Origin of the sequence: Rhizobium sp. TRM95796, from assembly GCF_025779995.1 — a bacterium.
In the GTDB taxonomy this organism is placed as follows: domain Bacteria; phylum Pseudomonadota; class Alphaproteobacteria; order Rhizobiales; family Rhizobiaceae; genus Rhizobium_E.
On sequence record NZ_JAOXHE010000009.1, the window covers coordinates 36681 to 55275 of the forward strand.

Here is an 18595-nt window from a genome sequence, read left to right on the forward strand (position 1 = left end):
CCGTCAACGACGCTTCTCGAGCAGATGACGAATGATGGCTCCTGTGCCGCGCGCGCCGTCCAGATCGAGATCCGGCAGGTCGCCGGCCGGCGCGGTCAAGGCCTTTTCGATCGAGGCGCGCATCGTCTCAACGCTCAATTCGGCTTCGGTCAGCATCAACGCGCGGCCTCGCTCCCGAAGGCGTTGGGCCCGTGCGGTCTGCTCGGTCTCGCCGCCTGCGGTGAAGGGGATGAGCAGCGAGCGAACCCCTGCGCGCAGCACATCGCAGACCGTGTTGTAGCCGGCCTGGGACACCGACAGTTGCGCCCCCGTCAACAGGCTGGGAAAATCCTTGCGAAACCGGAATATCCCGACATTCGCCGAAGCGCTGCGAGACAGTTCGGAAAAATCAACTTCGGGCAGGTTCGGCCCGGCAATGACGCACCAGCGGAGATCCATCGGCAGCAATGCGCTGGCGCCGACGGCCGCCCTGACGAGTTCCGATCCAACAGCGCCCCCGCCCGCGGAGACGATGATGTCGTAGATCTCAGTTGCGGGCGCCGGCGGCGGCGCGGCGACGAGACCGGTGTAGACGACCTTGTCGGCAATTTCGCTCTGCAGCGGAAAACTGTCCTCGAGTCTGGCGAAGCGCGGGTCGCCATGGACCATCACAGCATCGAAATAGGTCCCGATCAACGCCACCGTGTCTTCATTGGCCCCCGGTTTGGCCCGCTCCTGCAGAAGATCGCGGATCGACGCCAGGATCAGCGGTCGCCTGGCCGAGGCGGCGGCCTCGTCCAGCAGAGGCAGAAGCTCGAACCGGACCTGACGTCGTCCAAACGGAAAAGCTTCCGTCACCAGCACATCGGGCGCGAAATCGCGATAGGCTGCCAGCAAGAGGTCGCGGCGAGCCGCCTTGAAGTCATCGTCGACGGGGCGTCCATCGATGTCAACCAGCCCGGAAAAGCCCTTGTCACCCGTGGCGATCGCGGGCAGCGCGATATGCCTGATATCCGGAGGCGGAAAACCCGGCACGGGCAAACCGCCGGTGACGATGGCGACATCGAAATCATCGTCCGCCAGAGCGCTGGCGATTCGACTCGCGCGCGCGAGATGGCCGATGCCCAGCAGGTGCTGAACATAGAACATTACGCGGGGGCGATCACCACGAAACGGCGTCTCGGTCATGACGGAGCCTTCCAGGCGCGCTCGAACAGAGCCGAAAGCTGGGCGATGCTGGTGTGAAAATCGAAACGACTGCGCACTTTATGCTCCGCGGCCGCGCCGAGCCTATGGCGCAGGGAGGGATCGCGAATGGCGCGCTCCAGAACTTTCGCCAGCGCGCCCGGATCCTCCGGCGGCGTCATGAAGCCGTTCTCGCCGTCGGTCAGCAATTCCGGCACGCCCGATATCGAGGTCGACACGCAGACGAGACCCTGGCTCGACGCCTCGACGAGCACATTGGGAAGCCCGTCGCGATCCCCGTCACTGGTGATGCGGCAGGCCAACGCGAAAATGTCGGACGTCCTGTAAGCCGAGAGAACGTCGGTCTGGTCCAGCGCGCCGCGCCAATGGATGCGGTCGGCGACGCCAACCCGTTCCGCCTGGGCTTTCAGGCCGGCGAGCTTCTCGCCGTCGCCGATGTGATCGAGACGCCATTGCAGATCTTTCGGCAAGCGGCTCAACGCCTCGATCAGGATATCGAAGCCCTTTTTCTCGACCGCCCGGCCGACGCTGAGAATGCGCACGGGATCGGCGGGATCGGAGCCGTTCCTCGAAGACCGCAGCGTGTCATTGGGGCCGAAGCGGGCCAGATCCAGCCCGTGATAGCTGAGATGCACATCGCCTTGCGGCCCGCCGAGCCGGCTCAGATGAGCATGTCCGCTCTCGGTGCAGGTTACCGTCCAGCGATTGGCGATCAGCTTTTCCGTGAGTTCCCAGTCCGGAGACGTCCAGATATCTTTGGCGTGGGCCGAACAGGTCCAGGGGATGCCGGTGATCAGGCTGGCGTAATGGGCGACGGATGCGGGCGTGTGGATGAAATGCGCGTGCAGCCAGGTAAATCCCTCCGGCCATTCGGCGGCGAGAACTGCGGCTTGGCCGAAGCGCCGGAAGCGGTTGCGGCTGACGTCGCGGGGCAGATCGCGCAGAAATGCGCCGAGCGCTGTCCGAAAGCCCGGCTTGCCAAGGCTCTTCAACAGGCCCTTGGCGACCCGGACGGGCTCTTCATGCAGATATTCAGGCAGATAGAAAACCGGCGCGCGGATCTCGTCATGCACCGGATGCCGCTTCTTGTCGGTCGGTCGGCGCATGGCCACCAGCGCCAACTCGAAGCCAGCCTGTTCGAGGCCGAGAAGCTCCTGTGCGATGAATGTTTCCGAAAGGCGCGGATAGCCTTTCAGAATGACGACGATTTTCCGACGGTTCATGACGCCTCGATGTTTTCGCAAGCCCGGCCGGAGGGATTAAACCATCGCGGCCCCCACGTCACCCTTTGACCAGCATCAGCCGGTTCGGCTGCCTGCGATCGTAAATCCGGCCGACGAGCTCGGAAATGCGCGGCAGACCTTCGAGGCGCAATCCGGCCTGAGCGCGCTTGGAGGGCGCAGGCTGGGTCGGCAGCGATTTGAGCTTGGCGGCGAGCAGCAGCGGATCCTCCGCCTGCTCGGGCAAAAGCATGTCGACGAGCCCGAGCTCGGAGGCCCTTTGAGCGCGGATCAACTGTTCCTCGCGCGGCTGGACGCGCGGCACGATCAGCGCCGGCTTGTCGAAGGACAGGATCTCGCAATAGGTGTTGTAGCCGCCCATGGCGACGACCGCCTTGGCGCCGGCCACCAGCTCTTCCATGCGATTGTCGAACTCGATGACTTCGAGATAGGGAACGGAACGGCCCTTGCGGATCAGCTTGCGGCGTTTCTTGGCAGGCATATAGGGGCCGAGCACCATCAGCGCGCGATGAGTAAGCTCGGGATCCTGCTGGTAGGCGTGAATCACGTTGTGCACGAGTTCGGCGCCGTCGCCGCCGCCGCCGGTGGTCACCAGTATATAGTCCCCCTCGGGCTTGTGACCCGGCAGCTCCTCCCTAGGCACGTTGCGCTGCAGGAACCCGACGAAATTCATTCGCTTCCGAACGGATTCGGGCACGTCCAGTTCGACAAGCGGATCGTAAAAATCCGGCGGGCCGTACACCCAGATTTCGTCGTAATATCTGGCGATCTTGGGGATTGCGCCCTTGCGCTCCCACTCCACCTGAAGCAGCCGCGGCGAATCCATGACCTCGCGCAGGCCCAGCACCAATGTCGTTCCGCGCGCCTTCAGAAGCGCGAGGGTCTCCTCCACCTCGCCTTCGAGCCCCATCGGTTCCTTGTCGACGATGAAGATGTCCGGCTGGAAGGTTTCGGCAGTGTGGCGGATGATCGACTTGCGCATCTGCAGCGTGTCGTGCAGGTCCATGTGCTGATCCATGGACTCATATTGGCCGTTGCGCAGCTTGATCACGCTCGGAATTTTGACGAAGTCGACGCGGGCGCGATAGTCGAAGGCGCCGGCGATCGTGGCTCCGGAAATGATCAGCACCTGCAGGCCTCGATAGTCTTCGACCAGCGAATGGGCGATCGTCCGGCAACGTCTGAGATGACCGAGGCCGAACGTGTCGTGGCTGTACATCAGGATACGAGCGTCTTCGAGGCGGCGGGTCATGCTGCGGCGCCCAATCCGGCAAACGCGACTATTCTGCGGGCGTCACTCTTCCACATGTCGAACTCACCTCATTTATAGGGATCGGCGGCGTCTCGCAGACCGTCGCCAAGGAAGTTGAACGCCAGTATCACCAGCATGACAGGGATAATAGGAAATAGCAGCCACGGATAAAAGGCTATGACACTCACACTTTTCGCTTCTGTGAGCAGAATTCCCCAACTTGTGATCGGAGGACGCAAGCCCAGGCCGAGAAAACTCAGCGCCGTCTCTCCGAGAATCATGCCAGGCACCGACATCGTGGCGGTGGCGATCAGATGCGACATGAACCCGGGAACCAGATGGCGGCCGATGATGCGACTGCTCTTCGCGCCCATCAGCTGCGCGGCCAGGACATAGTCTTCCTCGCGCAGCGACAGCAGCTTCGAGCGCACCGCGCGGGCCAGGCCCGTCCAGTCCAGCAGGCCCAATATGGCGGTTATGCCGAGATAGATCAGCATGGGGCTCCAAGTCACCGGCATGATGGCCGCGAGCGCCATCCACAAGGGTATGCTAGGGATGGATTGCAACACTTCTATGATGCGCTGCACCACGAGATCGAAAATACCGCCGAGATAACCCGCCCAGCCGCCGATGATGACGCCGAGGCTGAAGCTGATGGCGATGCCGATGAGGCCGATGGTGAGCGAAATTCTCGCGCCATAGATGATGCGCGACAGCACGTCGCGCCCCAACCGGTCCGTGCCCAGCAGGAACAATTGTCCGCCTTGGGCAGGGCAGACGAGATGCACATTGCTGTCGAAGAGCCCCCAGAACCGATAGGAATCGGACCGGCAAAAGAACCGCAGCGGCTGAACCTGATCGGCGCGCTCGGTGTAAACCCGCCTCAACGTATCCATGTCGAGCCTCATCTCGCGTCCGTAGACGAAAGGTCCGACGAATTTGCCGTTGTCGAACAGGTGCACGGCCTGGGGAGGCGCGTGAATGAAGTCGGGATGGCGGGAATGGAGATTGTACGGCGCCAGGAATTCCGCAATCATGATGATGAAATAGAGAAGAGCGAGAAATACCCCGGAGATCACCGCCAGGCGATGGCGGCGGAATTTCCACCACATCAGTTGCAGTTGCGAGGCTTTGTTGTAACGGCTCTGTTCCGCTGTATCCTGTTCGATCGAATAGGGATCGAAGGGAGCTTCAGACACATAGTGGCCAAGCGGCGCGCCGGGTTCGGGCAGGTAGGAACTCATTTTGTGCTCCCGCCCTGAAGACGAATGCGGGGATCGAGAAAGGCCAGCGCGATGTCCGAGATCAGCACGCCGACCACCGTGAGGAAAGCGAGAAACATCAGGAAGGAGCCGGCGAGATACATGTCCTGGCTCTGCAGCGCCTTGATCAGCATCGGGCCGGTGGTTTCGAGAGACAGCACGATCGCCGTGATCTCGGCGCCGGAAATGATCGCCGGCAGGATCGAGCCGATGTCGGAAATGAAGAAGTTGAGCGCCATACGCAGCGGATACTTCACCAGCGCGCGGAAAGGATGCATGCCCTTGGCGCGCGCCGTCACCACATATTGCTTCTGCAACTCGTCGAGCAGATTGGCGCGCAGTTTGCGGATCATGCTCGCCGTGCCGGCCGTGCCGATGATCAGGACCGGGATCCAGAGATGCTCGAGAACGGAGGTGAACTTGGCCCAGCTCATCGGCTCGCCGAAATATTTCTGGTCCATCAGATGACCGACGGACGTGCCGAACCAGATATTGGCGAAATACATCAGGATCAACGCCAGCATGAAATTGGGGATCGCCAGCCCGAGCAGTCCGAGAAACGTCAGACCGTAGTCGGACCAGCTATATTGATGCGTCGCCGAATAGATGCCGATCGGAAAGGCGATCAGCCAGGTCAAGAGGATGGTGCAGAACGACACCAGCACGGTGAGCCACAAGCGGTCGCCGACCACATCGGAGACCGGCAGCTGGTACTCGAAGGAATAGCCGAAATCACCCTGCAACATGCCGGCGACCCAGTGGAAGTAACGCAGCACGGGCGGCTGGTCGAAGCCGTATTCAGCCCTGAGCTCCTCGATCTCCTGCATATCGACGGCTTCGCCCTGGGCCTGGATCTCGGCTACATAGCTTTCGAAATAGTCGCCGGGAGGCAATTCGATGATGGTGAAGATCAGCGCCGAAATGATCACCAGCGTCGGGATCATTACGAGGAAGCGCCAGGCGATGTAACGCAACATGGTCAGGCCTCCTCCTGGTACCAGAACGTGTCCGGCATGTAGACGCCGAGATAGCAGGTCGGATCGAAGCCGAAGAGACCCTTCTCCGGCATGTTCTGCAAGCGGGAGGCCCGCATCATCGGCTGCAGGGCCGAATTGACGATGCCGATGGAAAACACGTGCTCAGAATAGATCGACAGCATCTCGTCCCAGATCCGCCGCCGCTCCTCCGTACCGCTCGCACGCCGCCACTGGCCGAGGAGATCGACGAGTTTCTGCGCCTCGGGCATCTCGGGCGGTTTGCCTTCCATCCCGTTCGACAGGTAATGGCTGCCCCAAAGCGGCCACTGCAACTGCTCATCGGAGGTCGGCGCAAGCTGGCCGGGATTCATGTCGGGCGTCGGGACGCCGTTGTCGAGCCCGGTCCACATCGACATCATGATCGTGCCGCTGATGGCGCGGCTGCGGAATACGTCGCGTTGCGACGTCTTGATGAACAGCGAGACGCCGATCTCGCGCCAGTGATCGGTGATGAGCTCCAGAAGGTCGGTTTCGAGCGTGCTTTCGCCCGCGGTCTCGACGATGATCTGCAGCGGACGTCCATCGGGCAACAGGCGCAAGCCGTCGTCGTCACGCGCCGTCAGGCCGATCTCGTCGAGCAGCCGGTTGGCGCCGGCGGGATCGAACGTCGCCCAGGCCGTCTTCAGTTCGGGCTTGAACAAGGGGCTTTCCGGCAGCACGGTATCGGCGCTTTCGGCCGCGAGCCCGTAGAACACGACCTTGTTGATCTCGCTGCGATCGATGGCGAGCGACAACGCCCGGCGGAACCGGACATCGCGCATCAGCTTCTGCCACACCGGATCGGCGGCGTTGAGATTGGGCAGCAGCGCCGCCTGCGATCCCGTCGTTCGCTTCCACAAAGACACTTTCACCGGATAGCGTTTCTCCGCGTCCTTCATGAAGGCGTAATCGGTGAAATCGAGGCCGCGGAACTGCAGATCCGCCTCGCCCGCTCCGGTCTTGGCGGCGATGATGTCGTTGGCGCTGACGCTCAGCAAGATCCTGTCGATATAGGGCAGCTGCAATCCGTTCTCATCGACGCGATGGAAGAAAGGGTTGCGCTCGAACACGAATTGTTCGGATGGCGGCGCCGTGGTGTTGCGCCAGGGATCGAGCGTCGGAAGATCGGGATTTTCGGGTCGATAGCTGCGCGACATCTTGATGTGGAGATCGACCCACTTCTTGGCCTTGTATTCCTTCATCAGCGAACTCAGGCGGAATTCGTCCTGATAGCGCTTATGGAACTGTTTCATATAGGTCGCCGGCATGACCATCACCAAAGGCTGAGGCGCGGCGATTCGCGGCAGGAAATCCGGATTGGGCGATTTCCATGTATAGCGGACGGTATAGGCGTCGAGAACTTCGAATCCCGGGCCTTCGCCATCGACAAGCAACTCGCGCGGCAGGCCGCCGCGTTTGAGATCCTTGTCCATGTAGACGTCTTCCCAGGTGTAGCGGAAATCCTCCGAAGTCAGCAAAGCCCCGTCCGACCAGCGGTGCCCCTCGCGAATTCGGAAGGTGAAGATGCGATCTTCGATCGATTCGAAGCTTTCGAGAATGTCCGGCTGCAGCGCGAGGTTCTCGTCATAGCCGACCAGACGGGAATAGCCGTTGATCGTCATCAGGCGGATATCTTTCTGGCTGCCGATGATGCTGCGCACCGTGCCGCCATAGACCCCGGGCTTGCGGCCCGTGGCGCCGAGATTGATCACACGGGGATGGCGGGGAAGCCGCATCTCGATCGGATCGAGCGAGCCTGCGAGCAGGCGCTCTTCGAAGAATTTCGGCTCTCGCCCCGCTGCGCCCGCCGCGCCGGGAAGCAGGGTCGCGGCCATCGCGCCCAAAAACGTCCGCCTGTCCATCATGGGCGCAACTCCCGCGCGTCGACCGTCTGTCTCGCCAGAACGAAATGACCGTCGCCGAGATCCGCCGGCGCGAGCGCCTGCTCCTCCGTCTCTTCCCGGAACTGCGGGCTCCAACTCTTCTGGTCGGAGGCGCCGTTGGCGAGAAGCGTGTTGAAATCCAGCGGGCGGTCCAGGTCGGGAAAGGGGACGGCAGCCAGCAGCGACTTGGTGTAAGGATGCACCGGCGCGCGCATCAATGTATGCCGCGGGGCGATCTCGACGAGACGTCCACGGCACATCACGGCGATCCGGTCGGCCATGTAATCGATCACCGCGAGATTGTGCGAGATGAAGATGTAGGTGAGCGAGAGCTCCGACTGCAGATCCTTGAGAAGATTGAGGATCTGCGCCTGGACCGACACGTCGAGAGCCGAGACCGGTTCGTCGCAGATCACCAGTTCCGGCCTCAAAGCCAAGGCGCGGGCGATGCCCACGCGTTGCCGCTGGCCGCCGGAAAGGCCATGCGGATAGCGATTGAGGTGGCGTCTTTCGAGACCGACCGCTTCGATCAGCGCCGCCACTTTTTCAGCGCGCGTCGCCGCGTCGCCCCGCCCATGTATTTCCAGCGGTTCCGCCACCACGTTCTGGATGGTCGTGCGCGGCGACAGCGACGACACCGGATCCTGGAACACCATCTGGATCTTCGTGCGCAGATCTTTGAGGCCGGCGCCCTCTGCGGCCAGCACGTCGATATCGCGCCCGTCGGCCCCGTTGAAGGTCACCGAACCGGCGTCCGGCGTCACCGCGCGCATCAGGATTTTGCTGAGCGTGGTCTTGCCACAGCCGCTTTCGCCGACGAGACCGAGGCATTCGCCCCGTCGCACGTCGAAGCTGACGTCGCGAACCGCCGGCGTCTTGCTGGTTTCCGCCTTGCGCGACCAGATCGAGCGGCCCTTGCTGAAGGTCTTCGAGACGTTGCGCACGCTGAGGATGACGTCGGACGCCTTCGCGGACACCGCGTCGCCGCGACCGACCAGAGAATGCACATTCACCTTGGCTTCCCGCAGCGACTTCAACCGCTCGCCGGGCGCCATGTCAAAATGAGGCACGGCCGCGAGCAAGGCCTTGAGATAGGGATGCGACGGCGCGCGGAAGATGTCCTCGACCGAGCCTGCTTCCATAATCTCGCCGTGATAGATCACCACCACTTCATCGGCGACATTGGCGACCACGCCGAGGTCGTGGGTGATCAGCAGGATCGCCATTCCGAGCTTGGCCTGGAGATCCTTGAGCAATTTCAGGATCTGCGCCTGGATGGTCACGTCGAGCGCGGTGGTCGGCTCGTCGGCGATCAACAGCGAGGGACGGCAGATCAGCGCCATGGCGATCATCGCGCGCTGGCGCATGCCGCCCGACAATTCAAACGGATACATGCCGAAGGCGCGGGCTGGATCGTGAAAACCGACGAGACCCAGCATCTCCTCGGTGCGCCGGCGGCGCTCTTCGGCGTCGATGTCTTCGTGGATGGCGAGCACTTCGGATATCTGGTTGCCGATCGTGTGCAACGGCGAGAGCGACGTCATCGGCTCCTGAAAGATCATCGCCATGCGATTACCGCGCAGCGCCCGGATGTCGCGACCGTCGCGCGGCAGGCCGACGATGTCGATCGGACCCTGCGAACAGAGATCGTCGTTGAACAGGATCCGGCCCGAAGCGCTGGCGATCGAGGGAAGAATGCCCATGACCGCCTGACTGATCACCGATTTTCCGGATCCCGATTCGCCAACCAGCGCGGTGATCTTGCCCGGAGATACGCGCAGCGACGCCTTTTTCACGACGTCGATCTTCCCTCCCAACAAAGAGAAGGAGATGCTCAGGTCTTCGATCCTGAGGAGATCCCGTCCAAGGCTCATTCCACTATTTCCCCATCGCGCCTGAGACGCTTCGTTTTGTTTTTTGCCGGGAGGCTAACGCATGACCGGGAATGCGTCTATGCGCCGCTCACAATATTTTTATGAACATTCGCCGCGTTTTACTTGATGGCTGCGCACAGGTCTTCGTCACGCAAGACGTCGCGGCAGTCGGGCGACCGGCGGAAATCGTCGTAGTAGAGCGACCAGACGCCGTCACGCGCAGCGCGATAGGGGCCGAACTTGAAATACTGATTGGGGCCCAGCCCTTTTCCCTGATGGCCGATCCGACCCTTGACGGTGGCGATCCAGATCTTGTTGGCGAAAATTTCGATATGGCCGTCGCCGCCGGGCCCCGGTTTGCTGAGGACGGCGAAATCGATCCAGCCGGACGAGGGTTTCGGCAATTCTCCCCGCCGGGTCACCTGGATCGCGGTGGTGCAGCTCTTGAACTCGCCGCCGTCGCCGGGCGTCCAATCGGCGTCCCCGGCCACGAAGGCGCGCATCTGCTTGACCTTGGGGCGCAACCAGACCGGGGTTCCGCCCGTTGCACAGGCATTCTGGACATTGTCCTCGCCGGTCGTCGCGCCCTCTTCGAAGAGATCGGTTTCGACCGTGACGAACAGTTTGCCGTTGCGCATGCGAAACGCCAGGAACGGGCTGTAATCGCCCTCGGCGTCCGCCTCGATCTCGCGTTTCCACTGGGCGATGAGATAGCGGTGATCGTCATCGGGAATCGGATCTGCGAATTTGACGGCGAAACCGAACCAGACCGGGCTCTCATAGGGCGTGCGAAGTTCTGGCTTCTCCCAGATCTCGGCGCGCTCGCTGCAACCGTCCTCGGCGGCATCGCATAGCGGGCGAACCGAGAGTTTGAGCGCCCCCTTGCCCTCGAAGACATCGGCGCCCTGAAACTCGACCGATCCTGCCCGCTGCTCGGCATTGTCCTTGTAATAAAGGCCTCCGTCCGGGGAAAAATCCTGGCCTTCGAAGCGATCGGCAAGTCGCGTATTCAGAGGATCGGCGAGCACAGGCGCAACGGCCAGCAAAGACATCAACACCCCCGACATCAGGACACGGATCATTTCGTCACTCTCACTCTAAAAGCTTGTCAAAGCGCGGTGCAACCTCACGACCGCAATTCTTCGGCAGCCACTATAATCGGAAACCAAAGAGGCGCCAGATGCAGTGCTTCACATCGCCGGCACGGAAACGTGACCGCGCGGGGAACGTTCCGCGATAGGGAGAGGCGTGTGGTGGCGACGGGACCGTCAGCGGCCCGCGGCTTCCTTGAGGATGGCGGCGAAGCGCGGCTCGAAGGCGCGGCCGATCGGTTCGGCGGCGGCGCCCAGCGCGACGGCCCAGGGATCGAACATGCCGGCCTTCAGTCGCGGCGCCGTCCGGTCACGCCGTTCCGCGTTCGAGGGCAGAAGCGGCTCGATAGCCGCGATCAACCGGCTGGCGAGCGCCGGCGGCGCGCCGCCGGAGATGACGATCGACTGCGGGTCGAACACCGTCTCGATCAGGTGAACGGCCCAGCGCAGGTCGCGCGCGGCGGCGTCGATCCAAGCCAGAAGCCCAGGATCGTCGGCTTCGACGAGCTCGGTCACGACGTCATGCAGGTCGCCTTCCGCCGGGTTGAGGCCCAGCGTCTGATAGAGCGAGGCGAGCGAAGCCCGATGTTCGAGCGGCGTCAGGCGGCCTCCATCCGAAAACAGCGCCATGCCGATCTCGCCGGCATTGCCATGCGCGCCGCTATAGAGTTCGCCGCCGAGAATGAGGCCGGCGCCGATGCCGTAGCCGAGATAGAGACAGACGGCGTGATCCAAACCATGCGCCGCGCCGACCATGCGCTCGGCCGTGGCGCAGGCTGCGGCGTCGTTCTGCAGCGCCACGTCGAGACCCGTGCCGGCGGCGAGCGTCTCCAACAGCGGAAAGGCCTGCCAGGCGCCCATCATCCAGGGATCGTCGGCGGCGGGCTCAAGTCCAAAAGGACCCGGCATCGCCACGCCGAGACCGGCCAGCCGGCTTTCGGCCTGCGGCCGCATCGCTTCGAGTTCGCGCCGCGTCTGCTCGACGAGATCGAGAATGACGCGAACGCCCCGCGCCGGTCCATCCGGCGGCAAGGCAGCCTGCGATTGCGCCAGCACATTGCCGACCAGATCCACCGCGATCGCCCGGGTGACATGCCGGTCGATCTGCAAACCGATGGCGAAGGCGCCCTCCGGCACCAGGCGATAGGGCGTCGACGGCTGGCCGCGTCCTTTGCGCACGACCTCTTCCGACATCACCAGGCCGTCGAGTTCGAGCGCTTCGATGAGGTTGGAGACCGTCTGCTTGGTCAATCTCGTCGCCCGCGCCAGATCAGCCCGGGACAACTGCCCATTCAGCCGGAGCGCGTCGATGATGACGCGCTTGTTATGCGCGCCTGCGCCTTCCTGATTGGTGCCGCTCTTGGCGCGGATGGTTCTGACGTCATGCATGCGAAATACCCTCTTGACACCCATAGAATATTCCACAAGGATTAAGTCAAGATGTTTGACTTAATAAGGAACCGAAGAGTTCCGGGGAACGCGAAAGCGCCACGCACGCGCTGCGACGCTCCACATCCGACGGGTTTTTAAACCCAATCGAACACCGCTTCGACCTCAGGGCCGCCGCGGATCTCAAGCGTAGCCACTCACTGGAGGCAGACATGTTGAAATCACTGACAATGACCCTTATGGGCGCAGCCGCCATCGGCGCGGCCTTCGCCTCGCAGGCGTTCGCCGAAACCAAGATCAATGCGCTGTTCATGGCGCAGGCCGCCTATAGCGAAGCCGATGTGCGCGCCATGACCGAGGCCTTCACCAAGGCCAATCCCGATGTTTCGATCAATCTCGAATTCGTCCCCTATGAAGGCCTGCACGACAAGACCGTGCTCGCCCAGGGTTCCGGCGGCGGCTATGACGTCGTGCTGTTCGACGTGATCTGGCCGGCCGAATACGCCTCCAACAACGTCCTGGTGGATGTCTCCTCGCGCATCACCGACGACATGAAGAAGGGTGTGCTTCCAGGCGCCTGGACCACCGTGCAATATGACGGCAAATCCTACGGCATGCCCTGGATCCTCGACACCAAATATCTGTTCTACAACAAGGAAATCCTGGAGAAGGCCGGCATCAAGGCCCCGCCGAAGACCTGGGACGAATTGAAGGAACAGGCCAAGATCATCCAGGACAAGGGCTTGTTGAAGACCCCCATCGCCTGGTCCTGGTCACAGGCCGAAGCCGCGATCTGCGATTACACGACGCTGGTCAGCGCCTATAAGGGCGACTTCATTAAGGACGGCAAGCCGGTCTTCGATCAGGGCGGCGCGCTCGATGCGCTGAAATACATGGTCGACAGCTACACGTCGGGCCTGACCAATCCGAACTCCAAGGAATTCCTCGAAGAGGATGTCCGCAAGGTGTTCCAGAACGGCGACGCCGCCTTCGCGCTCAACTGGACCTATATGTACAATATGGCCAACGATCCGAAGGACAGCAAGGTCGCCGGCAAGGTCGGCGTGGTCCCGGCTCCGGGCGTTGCGGGCAAGAGCGAGGTTTCGGCCGTCAACGGATCCATGGGTCTCGGCGTCACCACCGCCAGCAAGCATCCCGACGAAGCCTGGAAATACATCGAGTTCATGACCTCGCAGCAGGTGCAGAACCAATACGCCAAGCTGAGCCTGCCGATCTGGGCGTCCTCTTATGAAGATCCGGCCGTCACCAAGGGCCAGGAAGAGCTGATCGCCGCCGCCAAGCTCGGCCTCGCCGCCATGTATCCGCGTCCGACCACGCCGAAATATCAGGAAATGTCGACCGCGCTGCAACAGGCGATCCAGGAAGCCCTGCTCGGCCAATCTTCGCCTGAAGACGCGCTGAAGACTGCCGTCGAAAATAGCGGGCTCTGAGCCCGGCCGCGGGCGGCTTCGCCGCCGCCCGCCTTTTTAAAGACCCACCCAATCCGAAAATTCCGAGAGGACACGATGTCCAGCACCTGGCTCACGACCCGGGCATGGCTGCTCATGCTCCCGCTGCTCGCGGTGATGATCGCCGTGATCGGTTGGCCGATGATCGACACGGTCAGGCTGTCCTTCACCGACGCCAAACTCGTCGGCACCCCGGGCCATTTCGTCGGTCTCGACAATTACATGAAGATGCTCTCGGGCTCAAATTTCCGCCGGACGCTGGTCACCACCACCTGGTTCGCTGTGATCTCCGTCACTGCGGAAATGGTGCTCGGCGTGCTTGCGGCGCTGCTCCTCAATCAGCAATTCTACGGCCGCACCATTCTGCGGGCGCTGATGATCCTGCCTTGGGCGCTGCCGACCATCGTCAACGCCACGCTCTGGCGGCTGATCTACAATCCCGAATATGGCGCGCTCAACGCCGCCCTCACCCAGATCGGCCTGATCTCGGACTATCGCTCCTGGCTGGGCGAACCGGGCGCGGCCATGGCGGCGCTGATCGTCGCCGATTGCTGGAAGAATTTCCCGCTCGTGGCGCTGATTGCGCTCGCGGCCCTTCAGGCCGTGCCGCGCGACATCGTTTCCGCCTCGCTGGTGGATGGCGCGAGCGCCTGGAAGCGTTTCCGCTTCGTGATCTTGCCCTATCTCGCCGGCCCGCTGATGGTGGCGCTGGTGCTGCGCACGATCGAAGCCTTCAAGGTGTTCGACATCATCTGGGTCATGACGCGCGGCGGCCCGGCCAACTCCACCCGCACGCTGTCGATCCTCGTCTATCAGGAAGCCTTCTCCTTCCAGCGGGCGGGATCTGGCGCTTCGCTCGCCCTCATCGTCACGCTGATCGTCACGCTGCTCGCGCTCGCTTATGGCGCGCTGGTGCGCAAGACCGCCGGGAGCGCCGCCTGATGGAACGCCAGAGCCCCCTCTTCTCGATCTTCATCCACCTCGCCGCGCTGCTCCTGGCGCTGGTCATCCTCGCGCCGCTCGTCTGGCTCTTTATCATGAGCATCGCGCCTGCCGCCGATCTCGCCGCCAAACCCCTGAAATGGTGGCCGTCGGAGATGGATTTTTCGCGTTACGCCATGTTGCTCTCGACCGTTGAGAACAGCGCCGGCGCGGCCTTCACCGCCTCGCTGCGCAACAGCCTTGTGGTCTCAGGCATGGCGACCATCGCGGCGATCCTGCTCGCCATTCCCGCCGGCTGGGCCGTGTCGCGCACGCCGTCGGTGGGCTGGTCGCTGACGCTGGTGATCGGCACCTATATGCTGCCGCCCGTGGCGCTTGCCGTGCCGCTCTATATGGCGCTCGCGCATTTCGGCATGCTCAACAATGTCTTCGGCCTGGCGCTGGTCTATCTCACCATCCTTGCGCCCTTCACCACCTGGCTGATGAAATCCGGCTTCGACGGCATTCCGCGCGAACTGGAATCGGCGGCGATGATCGATGGAGCAAGCCTGTTCCAGACCCTGCGCATCGTCACATTGCCGCTGGCCTTGCCGGTGATGGCGACCTCGGCGCTGTTCGCCTTCCTGCTCGCCTGGGACGAATTCTTCTATGCGCTGCTGTTTACCTCCGACCAGCGCGCCAAGACGCTCACCGTGGCCATCGCCGATCTCGCCGGCGGCCGCGTTTCCGATTACGGGCTCATTGCCGCAGCCGGCGTGCTCGCCGCTTTGCCGCCGGTCGCCGTGGGTCTTCTGATGCAACGGGCGCTGATATCAGGCCTCACCAATGGCGGCGTAAAGGGATGACCATGACCGAGACCAAGACGCGTCCGGAAGGACTGCTCGCCATCGACCGCGAAATGGCCCGCCAGCATGCGGACGCCATCTCCTCCTACGAGGCCGCCCGCGACGGCGCGGTCGCGATTGCAACCTCGCTGAAAAAGACCGGCCGCCTTTTGCTGCTCGGCATGGGCGGCTCCCATGCCGTCAGCCGCGCGGTCGAGCCGCTTTACCGCGCCCTCGGCATCGACGCCCTGGCCATCCCGCTGTCGGAACAACTCGGTGCGCCGCTGTCGCTCGACGGCAAGACGGTCATCGTTGCCTCGCAATCCGGCGAAAGCGCCGAAGTCATCCGCTGGTTCAAGGAGACCGGCGCGACCACCGATACATTCGGCCTGACGCTCGAAGCCGGCTCCTTCCTCGCCGGCGCGGCGCAGAGCCTCGTCGGTGTGGGCGGCACCGAACGCGCCTTTGCGGCCACGCGCAGCCTGACCATCACCTTTGCGCTGCATCTCGCCGTGCTCGAAGCGCTCGGCGAAGATCCCTCCGCCGCCCTCGTTGCACTCAACGCGCCTGAGAATCCCGACATTTCTCCAGCGCTCGCCGCCTTTTCAGAATTGCGGACCGTGGTGACGTCGGGTCGCCGCCTGCAGGGCGTCGCCGAAGCGCTGGCTCTTGGTCTCACCGAACTGTCGCGCCTGCCCTGCTTCTCGCTCGAAGGCGGTCAGTTGCGTCACGGCCCGATGGAGATGCTGTCGCCGGAGATCGGCGTCGCGCTGTTCCGCGGCCAGGACGCCACATCCGAACTGGTGACGGCGATGGCGACATCGGTGGCCCAGACCGCAGCGCCGCTGGTAATCTTCGACGCCTCGGGCGAAGCCCCGGTCGACGGCGCTATCACCATTCCCTTCAAGCCGGCGAGCGGCATGGCGGCCATTTTCGCGATGCTGCCGACGGCCCAGCGGCTGATGGTCGCTTTTGCCGAGGCGCGTGTGCCCGACGCCGGCACGCCGGTCCGCTCGTCCAAGATCACCCGGAGCGAATGAATGAAGCCGCTCGCCGTCATCGGTAACGTCAATGTCGACCTGATCATGGGTCCCGCCGCGCCCTGGCCGCAGCCGGGAACCGAGATCATCGTCGACCACAACGAATTGCGCGTCGGCGGCGCCGCGGGCAACACGGCGCTCGCCTGGATGGCTCTGGGCACGCCCTTCACCATCGCCGCCAATATCGGCGACGACCAGTTCGGCCGCTGGCTGCAAGGCGAGTTCGGCGCTTATGCCAGCGCTTGGCCCGCGCGCCCCGAAGGCACGACGATCTCGGTGGGCATCACCCATCCCGACGGCGAGCGCACCTTCTTCACCACCAAAGGCCATCTGCCGCATTTCAGCCTCGGCGATACGCGGACGATGCTGGAAAACTCTGGACTCGCAGGCGGCTACGTCCTTCTCTGCGGCTCCTTCCTTACCGATGCGCTGACGCGTGATTACGCGGCGCTGTTCGACTGGCTGGACGCGCAGGGCGCATCCGTCGCGCTCGACACGGGCTGGCCGCTCGACGGCTGGACGGAGGCCAATTGCGCGGCGACCCGCGCCTGGCTCGGCCGCTGCCGTCTGGCGCTGATGAACGAGATCGAGACGACCACGCTAACGGGCGTCGCAGACCCGATCGAGGCGGCGCGCGCGCTGAAGGCGATCATGCCGGAGGGCGCGATCGTCGTGGTCAAGCGCGGTCCGGACGGCGCCGTCGCCATCGGCGCGGATGGAGCGTTGCATGAGGCTGCCGCGCCCAAAGTGGACGTCATCGACACGATCGGCGCCGGCGACGTCTTCAATGCCGGATTCCTCGACGCGCTGGCCCGGCAAGAGCCGCTGACCGCCTGCCTTCAAGCCGGCGTCGCCATCGCATCCCGCGCGGTGTCGACATTTCCGCGCCGCTACGACATGAGTCATCAAGGAGACGCCGCATGAGCGCGCTCACCATCGACAAGATCCGCAAGAATTATGGCGATGTCGAAACGCTCAAGGGCATCGACATCGCTTTGGAGAGCGGCGAATTCCTCGTGCTCCTGGGCTCGTCCGGCTGCGGCAAGTCCACGCTGCTCAACATCATCGCAGGGCTCGCCGAACCGACCAGCGGCGATGTCCGGATCGGCGACCGCTCGGTCGTCGGCGTGCATCCCAAGGACCGCGACATCGCCATGGTGTTCCAGTCCTATGCGCTCTATCCCAATCTGACCGTGGCGCGGAACATCGGCTTCGGGCTCGAAATGCGTAAAGTCCCCGCCGCCGAACGCGACAAAGCCGTGCTGGACGCCGCGCGCCTCCTGCAGATCGAAAACCTGCTCGACCGCAAGCCAAGCCAGTTGTCGGGCGGGCAACGCCAGCGCGTGGCCATCGGTCGCGCGCTGGTCCGTCATCCCAAGGTCTTCCTGTTCGACGAACCGCTGTCCAATCTCGACGCCAAGCTGCGTATGGAGATGCGGACCGAGCTCAAGCGACTGCACCAGATGATGAAGACCACCGTCGTCTATGTGACGCATGACCAGATCGAGGCGATGACGCTCGCCACCCGCATCGCGGTGATGCGCAACGGCCGGATCGAACAGTTGGACACGCCGGAGGCGATCTACAATCGTCCCGCCACGCTCTATGTCGCAACCTTCGTCGGCGCGCCGCCGATGAACCTGCTCCACGCCCGGCGCAGCGAAAACGGTCTGACGATCGACGGCGCCGATATCGCGCTTCCCCTGCCATCGGGGGCCGAGGCCATCGCGACGGGCAAACCTGTCATCGTCGGGGTCAGGCCGGAAGCCCTGAAGCCTGGCGGCGAAGGCGTGCGCCTGCCCGTGACGATCGAGGTGACGGAACTGACGGGGCCCGAGATCATCCTCACCGGGAAAGTCGGCGGACAGCAGGTGCTCGCCTCCGCCCCGCCCTATAGCCGCGTCCAACCGGGTGAGACGCTGGAACTCACCGCGCCGCTCGCAGCGCTGCACCTCTTCGATCCCGAAACCGGTCTCCGCCTCAACTGAGGCGGATTGCCTTCCGTCTCGCCACGGATAGAGGTCAGAGCAACGCTACAACATGTTTCGACAGGTTCCAGCCGGGGCGGCCGAGCTTTCACGAAGCTGTGTCCCCGGCCCTTGCTTGACACTCTGTGCCCGGAGCCCT

Annotated in this window: 15 protein-coding genes; 6 read left to right on the plus strand and 9 right to left on the minus strand. The window is 63.3% G+C overall.

Annotated features, from left to right (window positions below; all coding sequences use genetic code 11):
• Positions 1–3: 3 nt before the first annotated feature.
• From OCK01_RS18585 to OCK01_RS18625, 9 genes are all read right to left on the minus strand, one after another.
• Positions 4–1167 carry a glycosyltransferase family protein gene (locus OCK01_RS18585; RefSeq protein ID WP_263825215.1) on the minus strand — a complete coding sequence of 388 codons (1164 nt, stop codon included), beginning with the start codon at positions 1165–1167 and terminating at the stop codon, positions 4–6.
• Complete coding sequence (locus OCK01_RS18590) at positions 1164–2408, minus strand: glycosyltransferase (RefSeq protein ID WP_263825216.1); 1245 nt, start codon at positions 2406–2408, stop codon at positions 1164–1166. The genes OCK01_RS18585 and OCK01_RS18590 overlap by 4 nt, the downstream gene beginning before the upstream one ends.
• Positions 2409–2466: 58 nt before the next feature.
• Positions 2467–3678, minus strand: coding sequence for a glycosyltransferase family protein (locus OCK01_RS18595; protein WP_263825217.1), 1212 nt, complete (start codon positions 3676–3678; stop codon positions 2467–2469).
• A gap of 68 nt (positions 3679–3746) precedes the next feature.
• On the minus strand, positions 3747–4922 hold the full coding sequence (locus OCK01_RS18600) for an ABC transporter permease (protein ID WP_182829708.1): 1176 nt from the start codon (positions 4920–4922) through the stop codon (positions 3747–3749).
• Complete coding sequence (locus OCK01_RS18605; protein ID WP_182829707.1) at positions 4919–5917, minus strand: ABC transporter permease; 999 nt, start codon at positions 5915–5917, stop codon at positions 4919–4921. The genes OCK01_RS18600 and OCK01_RS18605 overlap by 4 nt, the downstream gene beginning before the upstream one ends.
• Before the next feature lie 2 nt (positions 5918–5919).
• Positions 5920–7821: an ABC transporter substrate-binding protein gene (locus OCK01_RS18610; protein ID WP_263825218.1), complete on the minus strand. Its 1902-nt coding sequence runs from the start codon at positions 7819–7821 to the stop codon at positions 5920–5922.
• A complete protein-coding gene (locus OCK01_RS18615; RefSeq protein WP_263825219.1) occupies positions 7818–9713 on the minus strand; it encodes a dipeptide ABC transporter ATP-binding protein in 1896 nt (631 codons plus the stop codon). Before OCK01_RS18615 ends, OCK01_RS18610 begins: the two co-directional genes overlap by 4 nt.
• Positions 9714–9832: 119 nt before the next feature.
• Positions 9833–10795 (minus strand): polysaccharide lyase, encoded by a 963-nt coding sequence (locus OCK01_RS18620; protein WP_412179035.1) that lies wholly within the window; start codon positions 10793–10795, stop codon positions 9833–9835.
• 186 nt (positions 10796–10981) lie between these two features.
• Positions 10982–12193, minus strand: a complete 1212-nt coding sequence (locus OCK01_RS18625) for an ROK family transcriptional regulator (protein ID WP_263825220.1) — start codon at positions 12191–12193, stop codon at positions 10982–10984.
• Between the two features lie 212 nt (positions 12194–12405).
• Here OCK01_RS18625 and OCK01_RS18630 point away from each other — a divergent pair, with 212 nt between their 5' ends.
• The 6 genes from OCK01_RS18630 to OCK01_RS18655 all read left to right on the plus strand — a co-directional run bounded on the left by OCK01_RS18630 (position 12406) and on the right by OCK01_RS18655 (position 18456).
• The gene (locus OCK01_RS18630) at positions 12406–13644 is read left to right on the plus strand and encodes an extracellular solute-binding protein (protein WP_263825221.1); all 1239 of its coding nucleotides are present in this window, start codon (positions 12406–12408) and stop codon (positions 13642–13644) included.
• Positions 13645–13719: 75 nt separating this feature from the next.
• Positions 13720–14604 (plus strand): carbohydrate ABC transporter permease, encoded by an 885-nt coding sequence (locus tag OCK01_RS18635; RefSeq protein WP_263825222.1) that lies wholly within the window; start codon positions 13720–13722, stop codon positions 14602–14604.
• On the plus strand, positions 14604–15449 hold the full coding sequence (locus OCK01_RS18640; protein ID WP_263825223.1) for a carbohydrate ABC transporter permease: 846 nt from the start codon (positions 14604–14606) through the stop codon (positions 15447–15449). Before OCK01_RS18635 ends, OCK01_RS18640 begins: the two co-directional genes overlap by 1 nt.
• Positions 15446–16468 (plus strand): SIS domain-containing protein, encoded by a 1023-nt coding sequence (locus tag OCK01_RS18645; RefSeq protein WP_263825224.1) that lies wholly within the window; start codon positions 15446–15448, stop codon positions 16466–16468. The genes OCK01_RS18640 and OCK01_RS18645 overlap by 4 nt, the downstream gene beginning before the upstream one ends.
• Entirely contained in the window at positions 16469–17392 is a 924-nt protein-coding gene (locus OCK01_RS18650; RefSeq protein WP_263825225.1) for a carbohydrate kinase family protein, read from the plus strand. It begins immediately after the preceding gene.
• Positions 17389–18456 (plus strand): ABC transporter ATP-binding protein, encoded by a 1068-nt coding sequence (locus tag OCK01_RS18655; RefSeq protein WP_263825226.1) that lies wholly within the window; start codon positions 17389–17391, stop codon positions 18454–18456. Before OCK01_RS18650 ends, OCK01_RS18655 begins: the two co-directional genes overlap by 4 nt.
• Positions 18457–18595 lie beyond the last annotated feature (139 nt).

Coding starts and splice junctions, on each gene's coding strand:
- OCK01_RS18585 (WP_263825215.1), bottom strand. CDS start 1,167: ATGACCGAGACGCCGTTTCGTGGTGATCGCCCCCGCGTAATGTTCTAT.
- OCK01_RS18590 (WP_263825216.1), bottom strand. CDS start 2,408: ATGAACCGTCGGAAAATCGTCGTCATTCTGAAAGGCTATCCGCGCCTT.
- OCK01_RS18595 (WP_263825217.1), bottom strand. CDS start 3,678: ATGACCCGCCGCCTCGAAGACGCTCGTATCCTGATGTACAGCCACGAC.
- OCK01_RS18600 (WP_182829708.1), bottom strand. CDS start 4,922: ATGAGTTCCTACCTGCCCGAACCCGGCGCGCCGCTTGGCCACTATGTG.
- OCK01_RS18605 (WP_182829707.1), bottom strand. CDS start 5,917: ATGTTGCGTTACATCGCCTGGCGCTTCCTCGTAATGATCCCGACGCTG.
- OCK01_RS18610 (WP_263825218.1), bottom strand. CDS start 7,821: ATGATGGACAGGCGGACGTTTTTGGGCGCGATGGCCGCGACCCTGCTT.
- OCK01_RS18615 (WP_263825219.1), bottom strand. CDS start 9,713: ATGAGCCTTGGACGGGATCTCCTCAGGATCGAAGACCTGAGCATCTCC.
- OCK01_RS18620 (WP_412179035.1), bottom strand. CDS start 10,795: ATGATCCGTGTCCTGATGTCGGGGGTGTTGATGTCTTTGCTGGCCGTT.
- OCK01_RS18625 (WP_263825220.1), bottom strand. CDS start 12,193: ATGCATGACGTCAGAACCATCCGCGCCAAGAGCGGCACCAATCAGGAA.
- OCK01_RS18630 (WP_263825221.1), top strand. CDS start 12,406: ATGTTGAAATCACTGACAATGACCCTTATGGGCGCAGCCGCCATCGGC.
- OCK01_RS18635 (WP_263825222.1), top strand. CDS start 13,720: ATGTCCAGCACCTGGCTCACGACCCGGGCATGGCTGCTCATGCTCCCG.
- OCK01_RS18640 (WP_263825223.1), top strand. CDS start 14,604: ATGGAACGCCAGAGCCCCCTCTTCTCGATCTTCATCCACCTCGCCGCG.
- OCK01_RS18645 (WP_263825224.1), top strand. CDS start 15,446: ATGACCATGACCGAGACCAAGACGCGTCCGGAAGGACTGCTCGCCATC.
- OCK01_RS18650 (WP_263825225.1), top strand. CDS start 16,469: ATGAAGCCGCTCGCCGTCATCGGTAACGTCAATGTCGACCTGATCATG.
- OCK01_RS18655 (WP_263825226.1), top strand. CDS start 17,389: ATGAGCGCGCTCACCATCGACAAGATCCGCAAGAATTATGGCGATGTC.